Origin of the sequence: Streptomyces sp. NPDC051677 (assembly GCF_044453465.1) — a bacterium.
In the GTDB taxonomy this organism is placed as follows: domain Bacteria; phylum Actinomycetota; class Actinomycetes; order Streptomycetales; family Streptomycetaceae; genus Streptomyces.
Map to the genome: position 1 here is coordinate 1 of NZ_JBITCT010000031.1, position 24600 is coordinate 24600.

The following is a 24600-nucleotide window of genomic DNA, read 5'->3' on the forward strand; positions in this document are numbered from 1 at the left end:
AGGATCAGACGAAGGCCGCCCCCACGTCCGGCGAATCCCCAGGTGAGCGACCCAGTTCGAGACGCCGTTCGAGGCCGGAAGAAAAAGAACAAGCCAAGTGGCTGCTCCAGGACCGGCTGACCGAGGCGGGCGTCGACGTAGAGGTCGGCGAGCCGTGGGCGCCCAAGGTGGTCGTGGACTGCAACCTCGTCACCGGCCAGAACCCGGCCTCCTCCGCACCGCTCGCCGTCGAACTGCTCAAGAAGCTGGGCTGACGCCTCCGACCACTACACATAAGGACCAAATAAGCGCAGAATGAACTTGCGCGGCGCTTACCGCACACCGCACCAGACGCGGTCAGGCCAGCCAAGTCAAAGGAGACGAGTCATGGCCAACGTCTCGCCCGGCAGAAGTGACATATCGACCCACCCCGACGTATCCGAGATGCGGGCCCGCTACGACAGGATGCTCGGTGGCCGTGATGTGGCGCTCGTGGACGGACCGGTGTTCCTGCTCGGTCTGTACTGCGCCGTATCCCCGTGGATACTCCACTACACCGCCAGCCAGCCGGCACTCGTGCCCCACAACCTGATCGTCGGCATCGCGATCGGGCTGCTGGCCCTCGGGTTCACCGCGGCTCCCGCCCGCATGTACGGCCTGAGCTGGGCCATGTGCGCGCTGGGCGTGTGGATGATCATCGCACCGTGGGTCGTCGGCGACAGCCCGGACGCCGGTGTCGCAGTGAGCAACATCATCATCGGCGCTCTGGCAGTGATCCTGGGGGCGATGTGCGCCTTCACGGCGGCGAGGAGCGCCCCGAAGCCGTAGACCCCACGACGCGGGACCCCACAACCAGGAAGGCGGCCCGGCCGGCCCGCACCAGCGGGTCGGCCGGGCCGCGTTCGCCGTTCAGTGGCCCGGCACCGACCACGGCTCCTGCGGCAGCGTCCGGCCCGTCTCCAGGAGCGACTTGAGGTTGGACAGCACCGCCGGCCAGCCGCCCGAGACGGCGGCGAGCTCACCCTCGTCGTTGAGGTCCTCGTGGGTGACGGTCAGGCGGACGATGTCCGCGTGCGGTCGGATGTCGAAGGTGACCCGCGAGTGCCGGTCCGGTCGCCCCTCCTCGTCGGGCGAGGCCCAGGTGGTGACCAACCGCGTCGGGCGCTCCCGCTCGACCACCGTGCCGACGACGTCCGCGATCCCCGTGCCGTCCGTGCGCCGGTGTTCCCAGCGGGAGCCCGGCTGCCAGTCCGAGACGTTGCTGTGCCCCCAGTAGGCCGCGGTCAGGTCGGCGTCGGTGAGCGCGTCCCAGACCTTCTCCGGGGTGCTGGCGATATAGGTGACATAGACGAAGGTGGGCTTGTCGGTCATGGCTTCCTCGGCTCGTCGTTTGACGTCGGAGAGCACACGCAGCCGCGGGCGCTCGAACCTGTCGATCCACCGCTCCTGGATCTCGTGGAGCGGGACCGGGTTGAGGTAGTGCAGCTTCTCCCGGCCCCGCCGCACCGTGGCGACCAGGTGGGCGGCCTCCAGGACGGCCAGGTGCTGCGTCACGGACTGGCGTGTCATGTCGATGTGCTCGCACAGCTCGCCGAGTGTCTGGCCGCTGTGTTCGCGCAGCCGGTCCAGAAGCCGCCTGCGCGTGTCGTCGGCCAGCGCCTTGAAGACCTTGTCCATGCCCGGGTCCACCCCTGGGTCCTCTCCTGATCGCACACTCCACGTTATGCAGGCAATTGCCTGCATGTCAATCGCCCCGGGGTCTCCCGGCCGACGACAAGCGGGCGCCCCGCAGGAGTCCTGCGGGGCGCCCGGACCGGCGTGAGGTCGGATGGCGAGGTCAGGTGACGCTGAGCGCGGTGTCGTCGATGACGAACGACGTCTGGAGCTTGGAGCCCTCCGTGCCGGTGAACCTGAGCGTCACCGTCTGCCCGGCGTAGGCGCTCAGGCTGAAGCTGCGCTGGGCGTAGCCGGAGGCCGCGTTGAGGTTCGAGTACGTGGCCAGGGTGCCCAGGACCGTGCCGGAGCTGTTGAGGACCTGCACCTGCAGGGTGTCGTAGGCGGTGCTGGCAGTGGTCTCCGCGGTGTCGATGTGCAGGTAGAGACTGAGAGTCGCCGAGCAGCCGGACGGGATGGCCGCCGACTGGGAGAGGGTCTCGGTCCCGGCGGTGCCGTTGCCGCCCAGCCAGGCGTAGTACGAACCCGTACGGGCCGACTCGCCGGTGGAGTTGGTGATGACGCCACTGGTGGCGCTCCAGGCGGTGGCGCCGGACTCGAAGCCGGTGTTGCCGAGCAGCTGGGCGTCGGTGCAGTCGGCGCCGCCGCCCCCGCCTCCGCTGCCGCTCGCGCCGGAGAGCCACTCGGTGGCGTTCAGGGCGAGGGCGGCGTTGGTGGCGCCGGTGTCGTTCCAGCCGTCGTAGAGGGTGTTGCCGGACTGGCCGGTGCCGTCGTCGATGGGCGAGCTGTCGCCCCAGAAGGCGACGCGGCCGCTGCCGAAGGCGCTGGTGGCGAAGAAGGCGCCGGTGTTCCCGGAGTAACCGCTGCGGTACAGCAGGCCCTTGACCGAGGAGTTGTCGGCGGGCTTGAGGGTGGCGGTGGTGCCGGAGGCGATCAGGCTCTTGGTGACGGCGCCGAAGGAGCCGTGCAGGACGGGGTCGGTGCTGTCGCTGATCGCGGCCGGGTAGCCGGAGCTGATGGAGAGGGAGTCGATGGAGAAGCCGAACGGGTCGGTGGAGTCGACGCTGTTGTCGGTCATCAGGTCGTTGAGGATCTCGACCGCGTCCTCGCCGTCGTTGTTGCGGTCGGCGCCGGTGTGGTCGGAGATCATGAACAGACCGCCGCCGTTCTTCACGAAGGTCATGATCGCCGTCTTCTCGGCGGCGGTGAACAGCGTGTTGGGCTCCGGCAGGACCAGGGTGTCGAAGTTCGACAGGTCGTTGGCCGACGAGCCGCCGTAGGCAAGGGCGCTCGTGGCGGTCTTGAGGCTGTAGTCGCCGGTCTTCTGCAGGGCGACGCCCCACGACGACAGCGCGCCGGTCCAGTCGGTCTCGGAGGACGGGGAGGAGTCCTGGGAGAGCGGATCGGGCTTGCCGGTGGAGATGATCCAGTCGGCATTGCCGGCCTCCTCCGCGTGGCCGTCGTCGAACAGGATGCGGTGGGGGGTGGCCGCCGCGGCGGGCGTGGCGCTGGTGCTGACCTGAAGGGCGGCTCCGGTGACGAGCAGCCCGAGGCCGGCCAGGAAGGCGGTGACGTTGCGGCGGGATCTCTGTGATCCGAGCATCCGGCGAACCTCCGTGGGATGGGGGGACACGAGGCGGGTGCGGGCGCCAAATCTGCGCGCGTAGACCCCGCAGCGAACGGTTCTACACGCGTGGAACGATTGAAAGGTACATGGCATGGCTGCGCGATGAACATCAAACGTAGGCAATGACGCGAGCAAAAAGTCAACGCTCGTGGCCTTCGCTCCAAGCGCCGCCAAGCGGAACGGACTGCCCCACCGCGCAGCGGGAACAAGCACTGCATCGGGGTCCCACTCAGAAGCGGAGGGGCGGAGATGGAGATCGACGGCATCATCAGTGCCATCTTCATCGGCATCATCATCGGCGTACTGGGACGGCTCGTCGTCCCGGGCCGCCAACGCATCGGCGTGCTGTGGACGATCGCCGTCGGCATCGTGGCCGCGCTGATCGGTTCGGCGCTCGCCACGGGGCTCGGCGTGGACGACACCAAGGGCGTCGACTGGATCGAGTGGCTCATTCAGATCGGCCTCGCCGCGTTCGGCGTGGCGGCACTGGACCGGGCGAAGGCACGGCGCTGACGGAAGGGGCGACGCCGACGGGGCGACACCTGTCCCACGGCTCCTGCGGCGTCGGCCCCGCCGCCCTGACTGCTGCCCTGCCGCCCCCTCTGCCCTACCGCGCGTACACGTAGGGCGTCGTCGTGCTCAGTGGCGCGAAGCCGAGGCGCTCGAGAATGGGGCGGCTCTGGTCGGAGGCGTCGACCTGGAGGTAGCGGTAGCCGCGGTCGGCGGCGATGCGGGCGCGGTGGGCGATCAGCGCGCGGTAGATGCCGCGGCCGCGCCACGCCTCGACGGTGCCGCCGCCCCAGAGGCCCGCGAAGCTCGTGCCGGGGACGAGTTCCATCCGCGCCGAGCTCACCGGCACGCCCCCGGCCACGGCGAGGAGGGCGACGATCGCGTCCGGGTCGGCGGCGAGGCGGGCGCGCAGGAGGTCTCGCAGCCAGGAGCCGTCGCGGCCGAAGGCCCGCTCGTTCGCCTCGACCATGAGCTCGACGCCCGCCCGGTCGATGACGGGGACGATGCGGACGCCCTCGGGCGGTTCGACGTCGACGAGCTGCTCGCTCGTCTCGCCGATCATCAGGGTCTCCGTGGGATCGGCCGTGAAACCGACCGCCGTGAGCCGCTGCCCGAGGTCGGCCGGGCCGTCGTGCGCGTACAGCTTCCACTCGAACTCGTGGCCGAGCCAGGTGAAGTGGGCGATCTGTTCCGCGATCGCCGCGTCGGCGCCGGCGGAGTCCAGGTCCGACCAGAGGACCCCGCTCCAGCCGCCCTCACCGCCGATGTGCCGGACCACGTCCCCGGCCCGTTCGACGCGGGCGTCGAAGGTCTCGGGGCGCGCGCCTTCACGCATCTCCCGGTCGTACAGGGCAAGTACCGCGGCATGATCCATACGCCCACTCCAGCATCCCGACGCGCCCCTCACAACGGAATTAGGGCCGCGGTGACGACGGGTCCGCAGGCCCCCTGTGCGGCGGGGGCCTGCGGACCAGCTGTGCGCGGGTGGTGCTCAGCGTTCCGTGTGCGGGCGGAACCTCCGGTAGAGGAGCGCTCCGGCGAGCAGCATCGCCGTGCTGCCGGCGAGGGCGGGCAGGGTGGCGTCGGCTCCGGTGCGGGCCAGCGAGGACACGGCTTCGGGCGCCGCGGCCTGGGGCGCGAGGCCGGGGGCCTGCGGGACGGGCACGTGCCTCGGGCCCGGGTGCTGGGGCCCGGAGGGCGGATTGTGCCGGATCGGCGGCTGCGGCGCGGGCTCGTCGGGCTCGACGGGCTGCGCGGGTTCCTCGCTGGAGGCGTTGACGGACTCGTTGCCGAACACCGGGTTCGCGATGCCGACGACGTTCGCGCTGTTGCCGCTGGCGTTCACCGGGAGGTGAACCGGCGCCTGGACCCCGTTGCCGGAGACGACGCCCGGGGAGTCCTTCGCGCCGCCGTGCGCAGTGGCGCCGCCGTGCGCAGTGGCGCCGCCGTGCGCAGTGGCGCCGCCGTGCGCAGTGGCGCCGCCGTGCGCAGTGGCGCCGCCGTGCGAGGACGCGCCCGACGCCCCGGGAGCGGCGGCCTCGCCCTTGTTGACGCAGGCGTTGCCCGCGGCGGGGTTCAGCACGCCCACCACGTTCACCGTGTTCCCGCACAGGTTCACCGGGAGGTTCACCGGCAACTGCACACCGTTGCCGGAGATCAGCCCGGGCGAGTCGGCCACGGAGCCGTTCGCCGTGGAGTCGGCGTGTGCGGGCAGTGTCACAGCCATCGCGCCGGAGACTGCGGCGACGGCCATCACACCGGTTCGGGTAACCCGTCTCATGGGGTCCCTGCCTTCCAGACATGAATCGCGGGCACTCGCCCGCACCCGGTAGAACGGCGCCGAACCATCCGGGTTATGCCGAAACACCCTTTCACCCCATCGGGTGCCGATTTCGTCGAACTGGTGGCAAACCCGCCGCATGCGGCCGCCGTACCGGCCCGTCGCAGGGGCGGCGGGGCTGCCCGGCGGTGGGCCGGCCGCCCGCAGGCGCGTCGTCCTCGGGCCGCTTATCGTGATCGAGGGCGCCGTTCCCGGACCGCTGCGGGCGTCCCTGGAGGCATTCATGCTGGCCAAGCTGCCGAGGCGGCCCGGGCTGCGACGCTACGCGCTCGCCGCGACCGCCGCACTGACCCTGCTGGGCGCGGGCCTGCCGACGGCCACCGCGAACCGGAGCGACGACGGCGACGACCGTCCCGACCTGTCCCGGTTCTACGGCCAGAAGGTCACCTGGTCGGCGTGCAAGGACGACGGCATGCCCGACGACCTGCAGTGCGCCAAGCTGACCGTCCCCCTCGACTACGCCCGGCCCAAGGCCGGCACGCTCGACCTCGCGCTCGCCCGCTACCGGGCCACGGGCAAGAAGCGCGGCTCGGTGGTGCTCAACTTCGGCGGCCCCGGCGGCGCGGGCGTTCCCGAACTCGCCTACAGCGGCAAGGAGTTCATGGAACTGACCAACGGCTATGACGTGGTCACCTTCGACCCCCGGGGCGTCGGCCGCTCCTCCCCGGTGAGCTGCGGGGACGGCGAGGACAGCGCGCTGGCCTCCCTGGACGACGACTCTGCGCCCGCCGATCCCCGGGCACTCCTCGCCCGGTTGAAACAGACCGCCGCCGACTGCGCGAAGCACTCCGGTCCGGTCCTGCCGCACATCGGCACGGTCGACGCGGCGCAGGACCTGGACGTGCTGCGCCGGGCGCTCGGCGACAAGAAGCTCAACTACCTCGGCTTCTCGTACGGCACCCGGCTCGGCGCGGTCTACGCCGCCCGGTTCCCCGACCGGGTGGGCCGGGTCGTCCTCGACGGCGTCGACACGCTCACCGAACCGCTGACGGAACAGGGGATCGCGGGCGCCCGGGGGCAGCAGGTGGCCCTGGACGACTTCGTCGGCTGGTGCGTGAAGGACATCGCCTGCCCATTCGGGCAGGATGCGCGGCTGGCCCGCGAGGAGGTCGTCCGGCTCGTGCGCTCGCTCGACGAGGATCCGGTGCCGACGGACTTCGGAGACGACTTCTCCGGCCAGGACCTGGTCGGCGCTCTCGGGCAGGGGCTGTACAGCAGGCAGCTGTGGCCGCTGCTGGAGCGGGCATTGGCCCAGCTCGTCGAGAGCGGGGACGCCAGCGGGGTCATGGGGTTCGTGACCGGCGGCTTCGCCTTCCCGCTCCCGCTCCCCGTCCCGCTCCGGGCTCCGGGCGGCAGCGTCGCGCCCTCTCCCGGGGCGCTCGTCGACGAGGAGGACGTCCCCCTCGACAACCTGCCCGCGGCGCTGATGGCGATCAACTGCGCGGACGACCCGGACCGGGCCAGCGCCGAGCAGTTCACCGAGGACCTCGGGCGGCTGCGGGCCGCCTACGACAAGGCGTCACCGGTGTTCGGGCAGTACCGCCTCACCGAGGTCCTGATGTGCTACGGCCGGCCCAAGGGCACGGACTTCATCCGCGAGAAGGTGAAGGACCTCAGCACCCCGAAGATGCTGCTGGTCGGCACGCGCGGCGACCCTGCGACGCCGTACCGCTGGACCGTGGAGACCGCGCAGCGGCTCGGGTCCTCGGCCGTGGTGCTCGACAACAAGGGCGAGGGCCACACCGGTTACAGCTCGTCCAAGTGCGTGCACCGCAAGGTCGACGACTTCCTGCTGTACGGCTCCCTGCCGCCCGACGGCAGCTCCTGCGGGCCCGACGAGGACGACGACTGAGTGCGCCGGTTCCTGCCGCTGCTGCTCGTCGCCCTCGCCGCTGCGGGGACGACGCTCGCCGCCGCCGCCGTGTCCGCCCGCTGGTGGCTCGCGGCCGGGCCTGCGCTGGCGCTGACCTGTCTCGGCGGCCGGGACCTGCTGCAACGGCGCCGCACCGTGCTGCGCAACCACCCGCTGGTCGGGCATCTGCGCTCTCCGGGAGAGCAGGCGGCGCCGGGCGGCGCCGAGCCGGACGGGCAGGAGTTCCTGGTGCCGTCGCTGTATCCGGTCGAGGCGGCCGAGGAGGCGCCGGTGGTGCGGGTGGGCGGGCCGGACTGCGCCCAGCCGTACGACATGGCGCTGCTCAACGTGTCCGCGATGAGTTTCGGGGCGCTGTCGTCGCACGCGGTCCTCGCCCTCAACCGGGGTGCGGCACTGGGCCGTTTCGCCCAGGACACCGGGGAGGGCGGGCTGTCGGAGTACCACCTGCGCGGCGGCGGCGACCTCGTCTGGGAGATCGGGACGGGGTACTTCGGCTGCCGCGGCGCCGACGGGGGTTTCGACGTACGGGAGTTCGCGGACAAGGCGGCGCTGCCCGAGGTGAAGTGCGTGTCGCTGAAGCTGTCCCAGGGGGCGGCGCCGGGCGGCGGCGGGGTGCTGCCGGGGGTGAAGGTGAGCGCCGAGATCGCTCGGGAGCGGAAGGCGCCGGTGGGCGAGCCGGTGGTGTCGCCGCCCTGTCACCGGGTGTTCTCGACGCCCCGGGAACTGGTGCTGTTCCTGGCCCGGTTGCGGGAGTCGGCGGGCGGCAAGCCGGTCGGCTTCAAGCTGTGCGTGGGGTCGCGGCGGGAGTTCCTCGCGGTGTGCAGGGCGATGGCAGCGGAGGGGGTGGCCCCCGACTTCGTGGTGGTGGACGGGTCGGAGGGCGGCACGGGGGCCGCGCCGACGGGGTCCGCAGGACGCCTCGGCATGCCGCTCACCGAGGGGTTGATCACCGTGCACAACGCGCTGGTCGGCGTCGGGCTGCGGGACCGGGTCCGGATCGGGGCGAGCGGCCGGGTGGCCACCGGCTCGGACATCGTCAGACGCCTGGTCCAGGGCGCCGACTACACCAACGCGGCCCGCGCGATGATGGTCGCCGTCGGCTGTGTCCGGGCCGGGCGCTGCCACACCGGCGGCTGCCCGGCCGGCGTCGCCACGCAGGACCCGCTGCGGGCACGCGCCCTGAACGTGGCCGTCCAGGCCGAGCAAGTCAGGCGCTATCAGCGGCAGACGGTGCGCGAGGCCGTCTCGGTCATGGCGGCGATGGGGGTACGCGAACCGGGCGGCCTCACCCCCGCCCACCTGGTCCGGCGAACGGGCCCCGGCACGACACGCTCCTACGCGCAGTTGTACGAGTGGCTCGCGCCGGGAGAACTGCTGGCCGGGCCCCCGCAGTCGTGGGCCGCGGACTGGAAGGAGGCCGACCCGGACAGCTTCCGGTAGCGCCGCTTCCGGTAGCGCCGGCGTCTATACGGGCTTGACGCTGACGAAGGCGTCTATCGCGGCGGTCAGTTCGGCGGGCTTCTCGACGGGGAGTTCATGACCGGCGTCGAGGATGCGGACGACGGCGTCCGGATAGGCCTTGGCCATCCGCAGCATCTGCTGCACCGGGAGCTGGATGTCGTGGTAGCCGTGGATCATCAGCGTGGGGGCCTGGATCTCCCCGACCCGGTCCAGGACGTCGAAGGCCCGCATGGCGCCGTACAGCGTCATGACGACCTCGCGCGGGGTGTCCGCGGAGGCCTTGACGTATGCGCGGATCGCGTCGCGGGGGTAGCCGGGGGCGAAGGCGCGCTGGATGTTGGCGGCGACGAACAGCTTGAAGGGGACGAGGGTGGAGACCCCCATCAGCAGGCCGCGGCCCCGGCTGTACGTCATGCGGCCGATGGAGTTCACCAGCACCATGCGCTCCACGCGCTGGGGGTGGGAGAGCGCGACGGTCTGCGAGATCATCCCGCCCATCGAGTGGCCGACGAGCACGAACCGCTCGATCTCCAGGTGGTCGAGGAGGGCGAGGAGGTCCTTCGCCAGTTCCGCGACCGTCTTCACGCCCGCCCCGCTGCTCTCGCCGTGGCCGCGCAGGTCGAAGCGGACCACCCGGCGCTTCTCGGCAAAGTGCGCCACCTGGTGGTCCCAGCGGCGCCGGTTCGCCGTCCAGCCGTGCACGAACACCAGGGGCACGCCGTCGCCGTCGCGCGGGCCCTCGTCGTCGTACGTCAGTGCTGCGCCGTCGACTTCGAGCTGCGGCATGGATGCCTCCTGCGGTGCGATCCCGGTTACTGACGCGTACGGTAACGGGCCGCCGGGCCCGCCGTCACCCGTGGTCCCCGGAGGAAACCGGGAAGTGCCCGACGGACGATTCGGACCTATCGTGCTGTTATGGAGAACGCACTCAGCCCCGCGACCCTCTCCGAACTGCGCCGCCCGCGGCCCTACCCCGCGGTGTCCGTGCTGACGCCGACCCACCGCCGGGAACCCGAGAACACCCAGGACCGGGTCCGGTTGCGCAATGTCGTGGCCGAGGCGAAGAAGCAGCTGGAGACCGACCCGGCGGTCACCCGGGAGCGGCGCGCCGACGTCGCCGACCAGCTCGACCGCGCCCTCGCCGAGGTCGACCTGGCGCACACCGAGGACGGCCTGGTCATCTACGCCGCGCCGGGCGAGCACCAGGTGTGGTCCCTGGCCCGCGCCGTGCCCGAGCGCGTCGTGCTCTCCGACACCTTCCTGACCCGCAACCTCGTCTCCGCGCAGGCCGCCGAACGGCCGTTCTGGGTGCTGTCGGTCTCCGCCGACCGCGTCACGCTGTGGAACGGCGGGGCCGACCGGGTCACCGAGGAGCACACCGGCGGCTTCCCGCTCACCCGGAACCGGGAGAACTTCGACGCGGAACGCCAGGAGCGGATCGGCGACCTGCCCAGCACCTTCCGCGACGAGGACACCCGCCACTTCCTGCGCGACGCCGACACCGCCGTCGCCAAGCTGCTGCGCGAGGAGCCCCGGCCGTTGTACGTCACCGGCGAGCAGGCGGCGCTGTCCTGCATCGACGAGATGGGCGGAGTCACCCGGGACGCGGTGCACGTCCCGCACGGCGGCCTGTCCCACGGCACACCCGAAGCCGTCTGGCAGGCGGTGCGCCCGCGGCACGACGCGGAGGCGCGCCGGGACACGGCGGCACTGGCCCGGGTGCTCGACTCCGCCCGCGGCCACCGCATGTTCGCGGCCGGCGTCGACGAGCTCTGGCAGAACGCCCGGGAGGGCCGGGTCCGGCTGCTGGCCGTCGAGGAGAACTACCAGGTGACGGTGCGCGACGACGGCGCCCATCTGGTCCCGGCCGCGAGCGGCGACCTGGACGCCCGCGAGGACATCGTGGACGAGATCGTCGAGCAGTGCCTGGAGACGGGCGCCGACGTGCGCTTCGTACCGGACGGCGCCCTGGGCGACGCAGCCGGGATCGCGGCCGTACTGCGCTACTGAACCGCACCCCTCCCCCGCGTACGCTACGGCGTGATCGTCGACCGGGAGGGAGAGCGCTCGTGGGTGATCTGCTGGGCGTGGCCGTACTGGGTGCCGGGCACATGGGCGCCGACCACATACGGCGCCTGGATCGCGTGGTGAGCGGAGCCAGGGTCGCCGCGGTGGCCGACCCCGACGCCGCGCGGGCGCGAGGGGCCGTGGCCCGGGTCGAGGGGGCGACGGTCCACACGGAGGCGGCCGCCGCGCTCGACGCTCCCGGGGTGGAGGCCGTTCTGATCGCCTCGCCCGGTCCCGCGCACGAGGAGGCGTTGCTCGCGGCCTTCGCCCGAGGGCTGCCGGTGCTGTGCGAGAAGCCGATGGCGCCGGACTCCGCCGGGGCGCTGCGGGTACTGGAGGCGGAGGCCCGGCTGGGGCGGCGGCTGGCGCAGATCGGGTTCATGCGGCGCTACGACGCCGAGTACCGCAGGCTCAAGGCCCTGCTGGACGAGGGGCGACTCGGCCGGCCGCTGATGCTGCACTGCGTCCACCGCAACGTCTCCTCGCCGCCGGACTTCACCAGCGCGATGCTGATCGACAGCTCGGTGTCGCACGAGATCGACGCGGCCCGCTGGCTGCTCGGACAGGAGCTGACCTCGGTCACCGCGCTGCGCCCGCGTCCTTCGTCCGGTGCTCCGCAGGGCCTGCTCGATCCCCAGTTCGTGGTCTTCGAGACGGCGGGGGGCGCGCTGGTCGACGTGGAGGTCTTCGTCAACTGCGGCTTCGGGTACCAGGTGCGCTGCGAGGCGGTGTGCGAGGCGGGCAGCGCGCGCGTCGGCGACGACCACGGGATGCTCGTCACCACGCGGGGCGCCACCGGCGCCGACGTGCCCCAGGACTACCTCGTGCGGTTCGCGGACGCCTACGACCGCGAGGTGCAGGCATGGGTCGACGCCACCCGGCGGGGCCGGGTCACGGGGCCGACCGCCTGGGACGGCTACGCGGCCTCCGTCGTCGCCGAGGCCGGGGTCCGGGCGCTGGACAGCGGCGCGCGGGTCCCCGTCGAACTCGCCCCGCGCCCCGGCCTGTACGCCGGGGGCGGTCGCTGACACCAGGCGGGCTCAGACGTTGCCGAGGAGGGCCTGCAGCCCCTGGTCGACCGCGGCGTCGACGTCCTCCCGGCCTGCCGCGACCACGGCGTAGCTGCGCAGCAGGAAACGGCGCAGGGCGCCCGTGTCGAACTGGAGCAGGGCCAGTCCGAGCGGGGAGTGGAACTCCATCACCGTACGGGCCCGCCCGCAGGGCCAGATGTGCACGTCCCCGGTGCCCGCCGGACCGCTCACGCCCTGCTCCAGCAGAGCCCGGGCGAAGGTCCAGGTGACCGCCTCGCCCGCAAGCGAGACCTCCGGCGGGAAGTCGACGTGCACCGCGAACGGGTCGGCGGAGTCGTAGCGGAGCGTGGCGGGCACGGGCAGCTCCTGGTCCTCCGCGGTGATCAAGCGGGCGCGGACGGGTTGTTCAAGAGTGATGTCCATGCATGTACGACCTCGTAGAGGCCCTTTGCATTACGGGAAAGCGGTCTCCAATTACTGTGACCTGCATCACAGGGGTCGCACCCTGGAACATCAGGCCGCCGAACACGCGACCGACAGTCATCCCGGCCCCCTCACCGGTCCCTCAAGTCACGTACGCCACCTACGACTTGACCTCTCCACAGCACGTGTCAACCGCATCTCCCCACCCCGTCGCGAAGACTCTGGCATATGTCAGAAGCACCACCGAATCGTGTGTTGCCAAATCCCTTACACGCCGTCGCGCGCTGTGCAACAGTCGTAACGGCCCCTGTGCCAGCTTTCGTCGTACCGTTTCCGCATCGGAGTGCTTCATGCCGTCCCATGTCTCCGCGGACCGCTCAGCCGCCCAGCCGCCAGGGCGCGGCTCGGTCGACGCGCTGATCACGCAGACACGACGGCTCAAGGGCGACATGGACGCCGTACGGCAGGACGCGCAGGACGACGCGGCGGACCCGCAGGGACGCTGGCAGCGCGCGCTCTACGACCTGGCGCTGCACCAACTCAACGACCTGGACGCGCACTTGGCCCAGCTGCGGGACGGCCCGCCGCCGGCGCCGGCCGCCGAGCCCGGGTCCGCCGCACCGGGGCTCTCCCGGCGCGCGGCGCTCCTCAGCCGGGTCGGCAGCGCCGAGTGGAACCTGCTGACGGACGAGGCCGTCTGGTCCGAGGAGCTCTACCGGATCCTCGGCCGCGACCTCACCGCTCCCCCGCTCACCCTCGACGAACTGCCCTCGCTCGTCCTCGAGGAGGACCGGCCCAAACTCACCGCGATGGTCACGGACTGTCTGGTCGACGCCAGGCCCATCGACGGGGAGTTCCGCGTCGTGCGCCCGGGCGGCGAGGTCCGGACCGTGCACATGATGGGCGAGCCCGTGCTCGACGGCGAGGGCGCCACCGCCTCGATGTGGGCCGTCCTGAGGGACGTCAGCGAACTGCGCCGCAGCCAGCGGGCGGTGCGCGAGAGCCGTGAGTCGCTCCAGCAGCAGCGGCACCGCGCGCAGACCGAGCATCGGCTCGCGGTCGAACTGCAGGAGGCCGTGCTGCCGCCGTGGCGCGACTCCCTGCGCCTCCCGAGCCGGAGCCCCCGCTCCCTCGACATCGCCGCCCACTACGCGCCCGCCGCGACGACCTCGCTCATCGGCGGCGACTGGTACGACGCGCTCGAACTCTCCGACGGTCAGACGCTGCTCAGCGTCGGCGATCTCACCGGACACGGCCCGACCGTCGCCTCGAACACGGCGATGCTGCTGGGCGCCCTGCGCGGCATGGCCATGGCGGGCACCGAGCCGGCCCAACTGATGTCCTGGCTCAACCAGTTACTGGACGCCACCGACCAGCCGGCCCTGGGCAGCGCCGTCTGCTGCCGCTACCGGCCGGACACCCGCACTCTGATGTGGGCGCAGGCCGGACACCCCGCCCCGCTGCTGTTCCGCGACGGGACGGGGCGCCGGCTCACCTCACCGGAGGGCGTAATCCTCGGAGCCGCCTCACGCGCCGCCTACGGGCAGGCCGAGGCGACCCTCGAAGAAGGCGACCTGATCGTGCTCCACACCGAAGGACTGGCCCCCGCCACCCGTCTCCTCGACCTCGCCCCCCGCCTGGACGGAGCGCGCACCGCACAGGACTGCGTACGGCTGGTCGTGGCGGAGTGCGGTGGGACCGCGCGCGTGGACGACGCCTGTGTACTCGTCGCCCGCGTCACCCGGTGACGACAGCCCGCGACATCCGGTCGACAGACCGGTCCGACGCAGACGGGTCCGCGTCCTACGCCGACCCGCTCACGCCTGGGCCCTGTTGCCGCCCCTGCCCCCCTTCTGCTTCGGCAGCGCCAGCCTGATCTCCTCGCGCAGCTGACTGATCCCCGGGTAGTTGGCGTACTGCGCGGTGAGCCGGTACATCTGGCTCAGCCGGTCCCAGGTGCGCCGGGAGGAGTTCGACCCCATCGACACCAGGGCCAACCGCGCGAACCGGTCCGCCTGTTCGGGGTCGTCGGCGATGAAGCAGGCGGAGGCCATGGACAGATGGTCGAAGATCTTCGACCGCTCCCGCCCGTCGACGCGCAGCGCCAGCGCCTTCTCCGCGTAGTACTGGGCGTGCACGGCCGCCTGCGGCTCGAACTCGGCCAGCGTGCGGTAGGCCAGGGCCTGCATGCCGTACAGGTCCTCGTCCTTGAAGGTCTGCATCCAGGGCGGCGGCGTGACGTCGCCCTTGTCGGCCACGAAGAGGTCCTCCGCCTGGCCGAGGGTGCGGCGCATGGCCTGGCCCTTGCCCATGGACGCCTGCGCCCAGGCCTCGATGGTGTGGAACATCGCCCGGGTGCGCGGCAGGACGTTGTCACCGGCGCCGGACTGGGCGAGCTTCATCAGGTCGAGGGCCTCGTCGGGCCGGCCGAGGTGGACCATCTGGCGGGCCGCCCGGGAGAGCGCCTCGCCGGCCCGTGGCCGGTCACCGCCCTCACGCGCGGCATGGGCGGCGATGACGAAGTACTTCTGGGCCGTGGGCTCCAGGCCGACGTCGTGCGACATCCAGCCCGCGAGGACGGCGAGGTTGGCCGCGACGCCCCACAGGCGCCGCTGGAGATGGGAGGGGTGGTGGTAGGCGAGGATGCCGCCGACCTCGTTGAGCTGGCCCACGACGGCCTTGCGTTGCAGGCCGCCCCCGCGGGCCGCGTCCCAGGCTCGGAACACTTCGACCGAGCACTCCAGTTCGTCGACCTCCTCCGTGCCGATGGGAGCGGCCTCGTAGCGGTCGAACCCAGCGGGGTCGGCATGGTGGAGGAGGGGGTGGTCGATGACGGGAGCGTCGGCGGAGAGGGTCGGGTCGGTGTGCAGCCATTCGTACATGGCGCTGCTGAGTGCGGATCCCGCCGTGAGCGCGACACCTGCGCTCACCAAGCCGCGTCGGTTGAGCATGAGGTCCATTCCCGTGAATTCGGTGAGGACCGCAGCAGTCCGTTCGGGCGCCCACGGCACACCGTCGGGATGTTCCACACTCCCGCCGCCGGGCCGTTTCCCTGTACGCCCGTGCCGGACCAGACCGAGGTCCTCGATGGTCACGACACGGCCGAGACGCTCGGTGAACAGAGCCGCCAGCACCCGCGGCACCGGATCGCGCGGGATCTCTCCCATGTCGATCCACCGCCGCACCCGGGAGGTGTCGGTCGACAGCTGGGGGTGGCCCATGGCCGCCGCCTGCCGGTTGACCAGCCTCGCGAGTTCACCCTTGGACCAGCCGGCCAGGCCGAACAGGTCCGAGAGACGGGTGTTGGGTTGTCCGCTCACGTCAAGCCCCCAGGTTCTCGGCTGAGTTGACAGTAGCCCCGGGAAAGTTGCCGGGGGACTATTCGCCAGGCTTTCGCCAGGGTTCGCCACATGGTGTGCCAGTGGGCCATGGGTGTCAGGTAGGAAAGCGCCACCCCGACCCGGTCGCCGAGGGACATTCCCCAGGGTGCACCCGAAAGGACCGGTCGGGGCAGCGCTTTGACGTCCGGCACACGAAGGGATCTGTTTCGCCCATGTACGCAGCATCGTCCTCCGTGTCCGCACCGCCCCGGTCGCTGCACCCCCGCCCGGGCGGCGGCGGCCCCTACCTCGACCCCGCGCGGTCGGCGGCGGCGCCCGGGCTCGGCGCGGGTCTGACCCGGCGCCCCGCGGGGCTCGGCACGCAACCGCTCAGCGGGAGACTCGACCTGTCCGGCCCCCAGGGCGCCCAACTGCGCACGGCGATCGCGTCGGTGCACCGGATCTGCCCGGAGTTCGCCCCGGTCCAGGTGCTGCGTCGCAGCGGACGCTCGGTGCTCCTGGTCGGCACGACAGGACGCAGTACGGCCGTCGCCAAGTGTTTACTGGACCACTCCCCCGTGTGGGCGGAGCGGATCCGGCACGAAATAGCCGCATACCGCACGTTCGTCCGGCAGCGCCCCCCGGTGCGGGTGCCGAGACTGATCGCGGCGGATCCGGACAACTGCACACTGGTGATCGAGCGGATGCCGGGGCGCGTGGCGGCACTCCAGCGGCACCCCACCGAGACCCCGCCGCGGGCGGACGTCAGGGCGGCACTCGGCGCGATCTGCCGGCTGAACGCCTGGCGGCCGCCGGCGGGGACGTTCGACGCGCCGCTCGACTACGCGGCCCGCATCTCCCGCTACCACGAGCTGGGTCTGCTGACCGACCGGGACCTCGGCGACCTGCAGAAGCTGCTGCACGGCATCGCGGCCACCGCGGGCCGGCAGGGCATGGGTCAGTTCTGCCACGGCGACGCCCTCCTGTCGAACATCCTTCTCTCACCGGCCGGTCCAGTGCTGGTGGACTGGGAGCACGCGGGCTGGTACCTGCCGGGCTACGACCTGGCGACGCTGTGGTCGGCGCTGGGCGACGCGCCGGTGGCGCGCCGTCAGATCAGCCAGATCGCCCAGTCGGCGGGCCCGGCCTCGCGGGACGCCTTCCTGGTGAACCTGATGCTGGTCCTGACCCGCGAGATCCGTACCTACGAGACGGCCGTGCAGCGTTCGATGCACGACACGACCCCGGCCGCGGCCCACCCGGGCGCCGCGCCGTCCGGCGAGGAACAGCGCCTGCTGCTGCGGCGGCTGCACGACGACTGCCAGCTGGCCCGCCGGGCCGTACGCGCGGCGGTCGGCACTCGCTGAGGGAGCAGAAGTCCGCGGTGCGCCTGAACGGCGGCGCACCGCGGACTTCTGTGCGTGTCGGACTTCTGTGTGATCCGGAGCGGTGTCTTGACGAGGGAAATCGCCCGTTTGTGAGCATGATTGACGGGTTGTCGGACAACCGATGGCACAGGGCCCTCGTTCGGCCCCCGTGCCCCCGTGTGCCCCGCACACCCCGCCCGCGTCCCAGGAGGCCGCATTGCGAAAACCCGTCACTCCCCCCGGACCCCCCAGACGTACCCGTAGAGCCGCAGGCGCCATCGCGTCGGCGGCTCTGCTGCTCCCGCTGCTCGGTGCGGCGCCCGCCACCGCCCAGTCCTCGGCGAACAGCCTCCAGCGGGCGTTCGCCGCAGCTGCCGCCGAGTACCGCGTGCCGCAGAGCGTGCTGCTGGGCGTCTCCTACCTCCAGTCCCGCTGGGACACGCACGGCGGAGCGCCGAGCGTGACCGGCGGCTACGGCCCGATGCACCTCACCGATGCCCGTACGGCGCTCGCCCGGGACCCGCACCACAGCGAGGGCACGGAGGACGCCCGCGGCGACTCCGCCCGCCCGGCCCTGCACCCGTCCGTGCGGCTCCCGTCGAACGACGAGCTCCCGCCCCGGCTGCAGACCCTGCCGAGAGCGGCGGAGCTGACCGGCCTGAGCGCCGAGGACCTGCGCACGGACCCCGCGGTCAACATCGCGGGCGGCGCCGCGCTCCTGGCCGCCGCCCAGCGCGGCCTGGGCGAGCCCCTCAGCGGCGACCCGGCCGACTGGTACGGCGCAGTGGCGCGCTTCTCGGGTGCGGACGACACCGCGACGGCCGCCGCCTACGCCGACGACGTCTACGACGTGCTGCGCACCGGCGCTGAGCGCATGACGGACGCGGGCCGGCCGGTCGCCCTGGCGGCGCAACCGGACCTGGCTCCGCGGACGGCCCAGCTGCGGGAGACCGGCCTGCGCACGGTGTCCGCGGCGGGCACAGAGTGCCCGACGACGGTGTCCTGCGAGTGGATCCCGGCGCCCTACGAGCAGTTCGGCGACAACGACTACGGCAACCACGACGTCGGCGACCGGCCCGCCTCGCCGGGCATCAAGTACATCGTCGTCCATGACACCGAGGGCGGCTGGGAAGGGGTGCTGAACCTGGTCCAGGACCCCACCTACGTGTCCTGGAACTACTCGCTGCGCTCCACCGACGGCCATGTCGCCCAGCATGTGAAGGCGAAGGACGTGGCCTGGCACGCGGGCAACTGGTACGTCAACGCCAAGTCGATCGGCCTGGAGCACGAGGGTTTCCTCGCCCTCCCGGACTCCTGGTACACGGAGGCGATGTACCGGTCGTCGGCGCGGCTGGTGAAGTACCTGGCCGCGAAGTACGCCATCCCGCTGGACCGGCAGCACATCCTGGGCCACGACAACGTGCCCGGCCCGACCTCTGCGGCCGTCTCCGGGATGCACACCGACCCGGGCCCGTACTGGGACTGGCGGCACTACTTCGAGCTGCTCGGCCGGCCCTTCGCGCCGACGGCCCGGGCGGGCAGCGGCGGTCTGGTGACGATCCGGCCGGACTACACCGCCAACCAGCCGGTGTACACGGACTGCACCGCCCAGGGTCAGACGTGCGCGACGCACGGTTCCAGCGAGCTGCGGCTGTACTCCGACCACGACGAGAAGTCCGCCCTGATCAAGGACGTCGGCCAGGGCTCGGCGCCGACCACGGGCGTGAACGACGTCTCCTCGCGGGTGTCCACCGGCCAGCAGTACGCGGTCGCCGACCGATGGGGTGACTGGACGGCGATCTGGTACCTGGGGCAGAAGGCCTGGTTCAGGAACCCGGCGGATCAGCCGACGGCCGTGCCCGCGGCGGGCCTGGTGGTCACCCCCAAGGACGGCCGCGACAGCCTGCCGCTCTACGGCCGCGCCTACCCGGAGGCGTCGGCCTACCCGGCGGGCGTCCCGGCCCAGGCGGTCTCACCGCTGCCGTACACACTGCCGAAGGGCCAGAAGTACGTGGCCGGGGACAAGGTGCCGGGTGAGTACTACTACGCGGTCACCTTCTCCACCGGCTCGCACCAGGTGGTCGTCGGTGACGATCAGTACTACGAGATCCAGTACGGCCACCGGGTGGCGTTCGTGCGGGCCGCGGACGTGAAGCTGATGCCGTCGACGTCCTAGCCGCGCCTCAGCCCTGCTGGAAAAGCTCCGCCGGGAGCGGTTTCAGCAGGGCGTACAGGTCGTCGGTGATGGGGCGGTCCCAGGCGGCGATGGTCACCAGGACGTTGTCGCTGCGGTCGAACTGCACGCAGGCGATCCGCCCCTCGGAGAGCTTCAGACGGCGCACGATCAGCAGGTTGTCGCCCTGCATCACCGGCATGTCCTCGGTGCCGACGACGGTCACCTCCTCGTCGTTCTCCAGCGCGAGCAGCAGCTGGGCGACCTCGAAGGGGACTTCGTCCTCCGCCACCTCGCGGGCCGGGGAGCCCTCGGGCAGATTGCCGATGATCATCGCGGGGCCGCGGCCGCCGAAGAGGTCGTAGCGCAGGAAGACGCCCTGGCAGCTGCCGTCGGGGGCGGGCAGCAGCCCGGCGCCCAGATTGCCGGGCCAGTCACCCGGGTCCATGGCCAGTACGTCGAAGTCGGGCCCGGCGGGGGTGGCGCTGCGGCGGCGGAGGAACGACATGCGGCCATGGTACGTGGCCACCGCCCTTCGGTGGTGCGTGGGAGGGCTGCGGTTCGCCGTTCGGGTGCAGGTCGTGGGCGGCCGGACGGTCGCGCTCCGCGGGCCGACCGCCGAGCGCCCGGCCGGGAACACGTTCACGGCCGGGCGCTCGGCGTCCAGGCAGGCCGGCTGTGCTCGGAACCTCGCCTGCGGCCGGCTCGGGAACGGCCGACGGTCCGGTTGCGAGGCTGCCGGCGTCAGGTCAGGTCGAACTCCCCCTCCCGCGCCCCCGACACGAACGCGCCCCACTCGGCGGGCGTGAAGATCAGGGAAGGGCTCTGGGGGCGGCCGCTGTTGCGCATCGCGATGAAGCCCTCGACGAAGGCGATCTGGACATCCCCCCGACCCTGGCTGCTGGACTGCCACTCGGCGTTGCTGAGGTCCAGCTCCGGCTTGTCCCAGCCCGTGAGCGGCTGCTGCTGGATGGTGCTCTCGGCCACGTCCGTGCTCCTCCCGGTTTCGTCGTCCGCGGGTCAGCCTAGCGATCGGTTACGGACGCGGACAGAGCACGTGAGGGGGACCTTTCAGGACTGCGGGGGCGTCGCGCCCACGAGCCACATGGAGAAGAACTGCGAGCCGCCGCCATAGGCGTGTCCGAGGACCCTGCGGGCCCGCTCCACCTGGTGTTCTCCTGCCTGTCCGCGCACCTGGAGCGCCGCCTCGGCGAAGCGGATCATGCCGGAGGCGCCGATGGGGTTGGTGGACAGGACGCCCCCGGACATGTTGACGGGCAGGTCGCCGTCGAGCTCCGTCACCCCGGCCTCGGTGAGCTTCCAGCCCTCGCCCTCGTCGGCGAAGCCGAGGTTCTCCAGCCACATGGGCTCGTACCAGGAGAACGGCACGTACATCTCGACGGCGTCGATGTCGCGGCGCGGGTCGCTGACGCCGGCCTGCCGGTAGACGTCGGCGGCGCAGTCCTGGCCGGCCCGCGGCGACACGGCGTCCTTGCCGGCGAAGAGGGTCGGCTCGCTGCGCATCGCGCCGCCGAGCATCCAGGCGGGCGGCCGGGGGGCGCGGGCGGCTCCGGCCCGGTCGGTGAGGATCATCGCGCAGGCCCCGTCGGAGGAGGGGCAGGTCTCCGAGTAGCGGATCGGGTCCCAGAGCATGGGCGAGGCCTGGACCTTCTCCAGGGTGATGTCGTGCTCGTGCAGGTGGGCGTAGGGGTTCTTGAGCGCGTTGCGCCGGTCCTTGTACGCCACGAGCGAGCCGACGGTGTCGGGAGCGCCGCTGCGCCGCATATAGGCGCGCACGTGCGGCGCGAAGAAGCCGCCCGCCCCGGCGAGCAGGGGCTGCTGGAAGGGGATCGGCAGGGACAGTCCCCACATGGCGTTGGACTCGGACTGTTTCTCGAAGGCGAGGGTCAGCACGGTGCCGTGGACACGGGACGCCACGAGGTTCGCGGCGACGAGCGCGGTGGACCCGCCGACGGAGCCGGCCGTGTGCACCCGCAGCATCGGCTTGCCGACCGCGCCGAGCGCGTCGGCGAGGTACAGCTCGGGCATCATGACGCCCTCGAAGAAGTCGGGGGCCTTGCCGATGACGACGGCGTCGATGTCGGCCCACGTCAACTGGGCGTCCTGCAGGGCGCGCCCGGCGGCCTCCCGGACCAGTCCGGCGATCGAGACGTCCCGCCGGGCCGCGACATGCTTGGTCTGGCCGATCCCGACGACGGCCACGGGCTCCTTGCTCATCGCAGTTCCCCTTCGAGTACGGCGACCAGGTTCTGCTGGAGACACGGGCCGGAGGTGGCGTGGGCGAGGGCGCGGTCGGACTCGCCGCGGTGGATGCGGGCGGCGGCCTCGCCGATGCGGATGAGGCCGGCGGCCATCATCGGGTTGGCGGCGAGGGCGCCGCCGGACAGGTTCACCCGCACGCTGTCGTCCAGCCGCAGGGCTTTGCGCAGGACGACCTCCTGTGCGCTGAACGGCGCGTGCAACTCGGCGGTGTCGACAGGCCGTTCGAAAACGCCGGCCTTCTCCGCGGCGAGGCGGGTGGAGGGCGAGTCGGTCAGGTCCCGCACGCCGAGCGCGTGGGCCTCGATGCGGTGGTCGATGCCCCGGATCCAGGCGGGTCGGGAGCACAGCTCGCGGGCCCGATCGCCCGCCGCGAGGATCACGGCGGCGGCCCCGTCGCCGACGGGCGGGCAGTCGCCGGTGCGCAGCGGCCGTACGACGTAGTCCCCCTGGGGGACCGAACCTCTCAGCTGCGCCCGGGAGTTGAGGGTCGCGACGCGTCGGCTGCGGGCTCCGATCGCGGCGAGGGCGCTCTCGTCGGTGTCGCCCGCGTCGATCAGGGCCTGGGCCTGGAGCGCGGCGAGGGCGACGGAGTCGGGCCACAGAGGGGCGACGTAGTACGGGTCCAGCTGGCGGGTGAGCACGTCGCGCAGGGAGCCGGGCGAGGACTTGCCGTAGGAGTAGACGAGCGCGGTGTCCGCGTCGCCGGTGAGCAGTTTCGTCCAGGCTTCGTACAGCGCCCACGCGCCGTCCATCTCGACGTGCGACTCGGAGATGGGCGGCCAGGCGCCGACGCCGTCGAGGGCGAGGGTGAAGGAGAAGGCGCGGCCGGCGAGGTAGTCGCTGGAGCCTGAGCAGGTGAAGTCGATGTCGGCGGTCTTCAGGCCGGTCCGGTCGAGGACGCTGTGCAGGACCGGCATGAGCATCTCGACCTCGGAGAGCTCGTCGGTGGTGCGCTGGACGTCGGTCTGCGCGAAGGCCACGACGGCGATGTCCCTGCTCACAGCAACTCCTTGTACTGGTCGTAGTCCGCGTCGGGTTCGCCGGTCGGCCGGTAGTGGTCCGGGTAACGGCCGCCTTGCGTCCACACGGGTTCGACCCTGAGTCCCATCCGCACCTGGTCGTAGGGGATGCCGCCGATCCGGCCGTGCAGCGCGAGGTCGGCGCCGTCGAGGGCGATGTGGGCGTAGACGTAGGGGACTTCGATGTCGAGGTTCTTCGCTTTGATGTTGACGATGCAGAAGGTGGTGACGGTGCCGCCGGGACCCACCTCCACCTGTTCCGCCGTGGCGACCCCGCAGGTGGGGCAGGCGCCCCGGGGCGGCACGTACACCTTCCGGCAGGACGGGCAGCGTTCGCCGACGTTCCTGCGGTCGGCGAGGGCGTTGATGTAGGCGGTCTGGGCCCGGCCGGGCGAGTAGGTGTAGTCGAGCCGGGCGGGGGCGACGATGCCGCTCACCGCTTCCTCGAACGCGCCGGTTCTGCCGGTGAGTTCGGCCGCTGCGCCGTCGTACGGCTCGAAGCAGGCGATGTCGGTGATGGCGCCGGTGCGCTCCTCAGCCCAGCGGATCCGGACGCGCATCCCGGTGTGGACGGCGTCGGGGCCGGGGGCGTCGAGGGCGTGCAGGAGGGCGGTGTCGGCGCCGTCGAGGCGGACGAGCACCCAGGCGAAGGGGGTGGTGAGCGGCTGGCCCCGGCGGGGGGCATGGTTCCAGGCCCAGGTGGTGACCGTGCCGGTGGGGGCGGCCTCCACGAGGTCGTGGATCTCCTCGGCGGTGACGGGGTCGTACTCGACGGGCGGGACGAGGACGCGGCCGTCGGCGGTCCGCACACCGAGGACGACGCGCTCGCGCAGGCCGGTGAGAAAGGCGCTCTGGACGGGCCCGACGGACCGGGTGAACGGAAACTCGACGACGAGCGGAGCTTTGAGAACCTCGGGCATCGAGGGCTGCCTCCTTGGGAAGCCGGGGTCGGCTGGAGCGCCCCGAGAGGGGCGCGGGGCGGGTGACGCAGGCGGCTGGGCCGTGTGGGCGCGACCAGCCACGACGGACCCGCAGCACGGCGAACGGCGCTGCCGACCGCTCACCCAGCGGAGCGTCACGCGCGTTTGTAGACCGGCGCCCGCTTCTCCGCGAAGGCGCGGGCGCCTTCCTTCGCGTCGTCCGTGTCGAACACCGGCCAGCCACGGGCGAGTTCGGCGGCGAGTCCGTCCGTCTCGGTGAGGTCGGCGCTCTCGTACACCGACGCCTTGACGGCCTCGACCGCCAACGGGCCGCATGAATTGATCCGTTCGGCGATCTCCAGCGCCTTCTCCAGCGCGGTGCCGTCGGGGACGACATGCCCGACCAGGCCGATGTCAGCGGCCTCCCGGGCGGTGTAGGGCCGGCCGGTCAGCAGCATCTCCAGGGCGTGGGTGCGCGGGATCTGGCGTTGCAGGCGGACCGTGGAGCCGCCGATCGGGAACAGACCGCGCCGCACCTCGAAGAGGCCGAAGGTGGCGGACTCGCCCGCGACCCGGATGTCGGTGCCCTGGAGCATCTCGGTGCCGCCCGCGACGCAATAGCCCTCGACGGCGGCGATCACCGGTTTGCGGGGGCGATGGTGGCGCAGCATCGCCTTCCAGTGCAGGTCGGGGTCGGCCTTGAGCCGGTCGCGGTACTGCTCCCCCTCCATTCCCTGACCGGCGAGGGCCTTGAGATCCATGCCGGAACAGAACGCGCCGCCCGCGCCGGTGAACACGATCGAGCGGACCGAGTCGTCCTCGTCGGCCTCCAGCCAGCCGTCGTACAGGCCGACGAGCATGGCGATCGAGAGCGCGTTCCTGGCTTTGGGCCTGTTGAGCGTGATCACGAGTGTGGCGCCTTCGCGCCGCACGGCGAGGTGTTCGGTACCGCCCATCGCAGATCTCCCCTCGGAAAGAACGAGAACAGGTTGCAGGAGGCGTGATGGCAGTTCAAGGGTTTTCTGACAGTCAG

The 24600-nt window shown here is 72.0% G+C and carries 22 protein-coding genes and 1 pseudogene; 10 read left to right on the forward strand and 13 right to left on the reverse strand.

Features of this window, described 5'->3' with window-relative positions; genetic code table 11:
• Positions 1-254, forward strand: a pseudogene (locus tag ACIBAF_RS30650) (hypothetical protein); the annotation flags it as partial.
• Positions 255-366: 112 nt separating this feature from the next.
• Positions 367-807 carry an SPW repeat protein gene (locus ACIBAF_RS30655; RefSeq protein WP_399467367.1) on the forward strand — a complete coding sequence of 147 codons (441 nt, stop codon included), beginning with the start codon at positions 367-369 and terminating at the stop codon, positions 805-807.
• Positions 808-888: 81 nt separating this feature from the next.
• Here the strand turns inward: ACIBAF_RS30655 and ACIBAF_RS30660 are convergent, their stop codons facing one another.
• Together ACIBAF_RS30660 and ACIBAF_RS30665 are read right to left on the reverse strand one after the other, a co-directional pair.
• Positions 889-1656: an ArsR/SmtB family transcription factor gene (locus tag ACIBAF_RS30660; RefSeq protein ID WP_399467368.1), complete on the reverse strand. Its 768-nt coding sequence runs from the start codon at positions 1654-1656 to the stop codon at positions 889-891.
• 160 nt (positions 1657-1816) lie between these two features.
• Positions 1817-3256, reverse strand: a complete 1440-nt coding sequence (locus ACIBAF_RS30665; RefSeq protein ID WP_399467370.1) for a hydrolase — start codon at positions 3254-3256, stop codon at positions 1817-1819.
• Positions 3257-3529: 273 nt separating this feature from the next.
• Here ACIBAF_RS30665 and ACIBAF_RS30670 point away from each other — a divergent pair, with 273 nt between their 5' ends.
• Entirely contained in the window at positions 3530-3793 is a 264-nt protein-coding gene (locus ACIBAF_RS30670; protein ID WP_079657686.1) for a GlsB/YeaQ/YmgE family stress response membrane protein, read from the forward strand.
• A gap of 94 nt (positions 3794-3887) precedes the next feature.
• On the opposite strand, the gene ACIBAF_RS30675 is transcribed toward ACIBAF_RS30670, so the two are convergent.
• Both ACIBAF_RS30675 and ACIBAF_RS30680 read right to left on the reverse strand, forming a co-directional pair.
• On the reverse strand, positions 3888-4664 hold the full coding sequence (locus ACIBAF_RS30675; protein ID WP_399467372.1) for a GNAT family N-acetyltransferase: 777 nt from the start codon (positions 4662-4664) through the stop codon (positions 3888-3890).
• A gap of 117 nt (positions 4665-4781) precedes the next feature.
• Positions 4782-5516, reverse strand: a complete 735-nt coding sequence (locus ACIBAF_RS30680; RefSeq protein ID WP_399467374.1) for a chaplin family protein — start codon at positions 5514-5516, stop codon at positions 4782-4784.
• A gap of 337 nt (positions 5517-5853) precedes the next feature.
• Between ACIBAF_RS30680 and ACIBAF_RS30685 the strand changes: the two genes are divergently transcribed.
• Positions 5854-7482, forward strand: coding sequence for an alpha/beta hydrolase (locus ACIBAF_RS30685; RefSeq protein WP_399467522.1), 1629 nt, complete (start codon positions 5854-5856; stop codon positions 7480-7482).
• On the forward strand, positions 7483-8943 hold the full coding sequence (locus ACIBAF_RS30690; protein ID WP_399467376.1) for a glutamate synthase-related protein: 1461 nt from the start codon (positions 7483-7485) through the stop codon (positions 8941-8943). It begins immediately after the preceding gene.
• 24 nt (positions 8944-8967) lie between these two features.
• Here ACIBAF_RS30690 and ACIBAF_RS30695 read toward each other — a convergent pair whose 3' ends face one another.
• Positions 8968-9750, reverse strand: coding sequence for an alpha/beta fold hydrolase (locus ACIBAF_RS30695; RefSeq protein WP_399467378.1), 783 nt, complete (start codon positions 9748-9750; stop codon positions 8968-8970).
• Between the two features lie 129 nt (positions 9751-9879).
• Here ACIBAF_RS30695 and ACIBAF_RS30700 point away from each other — a divergent pair, with 129 nt between their 5' ends.
• Together ACIBAF_RS30700 and ACIBAF_RS30705 are read left to right on the forward strand one after the other, a co-directional pair.
• Positions 9880-10974: a chemotaxis protein gene (locus tag ACIBAF_RS30700; RefSeq protein ID WP_399467379.1), complete on the forward strand. Its 1095-nt coding sequence runs from the start codon at positions 9880-9882 to the stop codon at positions 10972-10974.
• Positions 10975-11033: 59 nt separating this feature from the next.
• A complete protein-coding gene (locus tag ACIBAF_RS30705) occupies positions 11034-12059 on the forward strand; it encodes a Gfo/Idh/MocA family protein (protein WP_399467381.1) in 1026 nt (341 codons plus the stop codon).
• A gap of 12 nt (positions 12060-12071) precedes the next feature.
• Here the strand turns inward: ACIBAF_RS30705 and ACIBAF_RS30710 are convergent, their stop codons facing one another.
• Complete coding sequence (locus ACIBAF_RS30710) at positions 12072-12485, reverse strand: SsgA family sporulation/cell division regulator (RefSeq protein WP_399467383.1); 414 nt, start codon at positions 12483-12485, stop codon at positions 12072-12074.
• Between the two features lie 350 nt (positions 12486-12835).
• Here ACIBAF_RS30710 and ACIBAF_RS30715 point away from each other — a divergent pair, with 350 nt between their 5' ends.
• Positions 12836-14233 carry a PP2C family protein-serine/threonine phosphatase gene (locus tag ACIBAF_RS30715; protein ID WP_399467385.1) on the forward strand — a complete coding sequence of 466 codons (1398 nt, stop codon included), beginning with the start codon at positions 12836-12838 and terminating at the stop codon, positions 14231-14233.
• 69 nt (positions 14234-14302) lie between these two features.
• On the opposite strand, the gene ACIBAF_RS30720 is transcribed toward ACIBAF_RS30715, so the two are convergent.
• On the reverse strand, positions 14303-15805 hold the full coding sequence (locus tag ACIBAF_RS30720; RefSeq protein ID WP_399467387.1) for a hypothetical protein: 1503 nt from the start codon (positions 15803-15805) through the stop codon (positions 14303-14305).
• A gap of 233 nt (positions 15806-16038) precedes the next feature.
• Here ACIBAF_RS30720 and ACIBAF_RS30725 point away from each other — a divergent pair, with 233 nt between their 5' ends.
• Both ACIBAF_RS30725 and ACIBAF_RS30730 read left to right on the forward strand, forming a co-directional pair.
• Positions 16039-17172, forward strand: a complete 1134-nt coding sequence (locus ACIBAF_RS30725; RefSeq protein ID WP_399467388.1) for an aminoglycoside phosphotransferase family protein — start codon at positions 16039-16041, stop codon at positions 17170-17172.
• A gap of 217 nt (positions 17173-17389) precedes the next feature.
• Positions 17390-19348: an N-acetylmuramoyl-L-alanine amidase gene (locus tag ACIBAF_RS30730; protein WP_399467391.1), complete on the forward strand. Its 1959-nt coding sequence runs from the start codon at positions 17390-17392 to the stop codon at positions 19346-19348.
• A gap of 7 nt (positions 19349-19355) precedes the next feature.
• Here ACIBAF_RS30730 and ACIBAF_RS30735 read toward each other — a convergent pair whose 3' ends face one another.
• The 6 genes from ACIBAF_RS30735 to ACIBAF_RS30760 all read right to left on the reverse strand — a co-directional run bounded on the left by ACIBAF_RS30735 (position 19356) and on the right by ACIBAF_RS30760 (position 24523).
• Positions 19356-19853 carry a hypothetical protein gene (locus ACIBAF_RS30735; RefSeq protein WP_399467392.1) on the reverse strand — a complete coding sequence of 166 codons (498 nt, stop codon included), beginning with the start codon at positions 19851-19853 and terminating at the stop codon, positions 19356-19358.
• Between the two features lie 236 nt (positions 19854-20089).
• Entirely contained in the window at positions 20090-20332 is a 243-nt protein-coding gene (locus ACIBAF_RS30740; RefSeq protein WP_079657699.1) for a DUF397 domain-containing protein, read from the reverse strand.
• A gap of 84 nt (positions 20333-20416) precedes the next feature.
• The gene (locus ACIBAF_RS30745; RefSeq protein WP_399467394.1) at positions 20417-21583 is read right to left on the reverse strand and encodes a thiolase domain-containing protein; all 1167 of its coding nucleotides are present in this window, start codon (positions 21581-21583) and stop codon (positions 20417-20419) included.
• Entirely contained in the window at positions 21580-22629 is a 1050-nt protein-coding gene (locus tag ACIBAF_RS30750; RefSeq protein ID WP_399467396.1) for a thiolase domain-containing protein, read from the reverse strand. The genes ACIBAF_RS30745 and ACIBAF_RS30750 overlap by 4 nt, the downstream gene beginning before the upstream one ends.
• Complete coding sequence (locus tag ACIBAF_RS30755) at positions 22626-23567, reverse strand: Zn-ribbon domain-containing OB-fold protein (protein WP_399467398.1); 942 nt, start codon at positions 23565-23567, stop codon at positions 22626-22628. The genes ACIBAF_RS30750 and ACIBAF_RS30755 overlap by 4 nt, the downstream gene beginning before the upstream one ends.
• Before the next feature lie 155 nt (positions 23568-23722).
• Positions 23723-24523, reverse strand: coding sequence for a crotonase/enoyl-CoA hydratase family protein (locus ACIBAF_RS30760; RefSeq protein WP_399467400.1), 801 nt, complete (start codon positions 24521-24523; stop codon positions 23723-23725).
• Positions 24524-24600 lie beyond the last annotated feature (77 nt).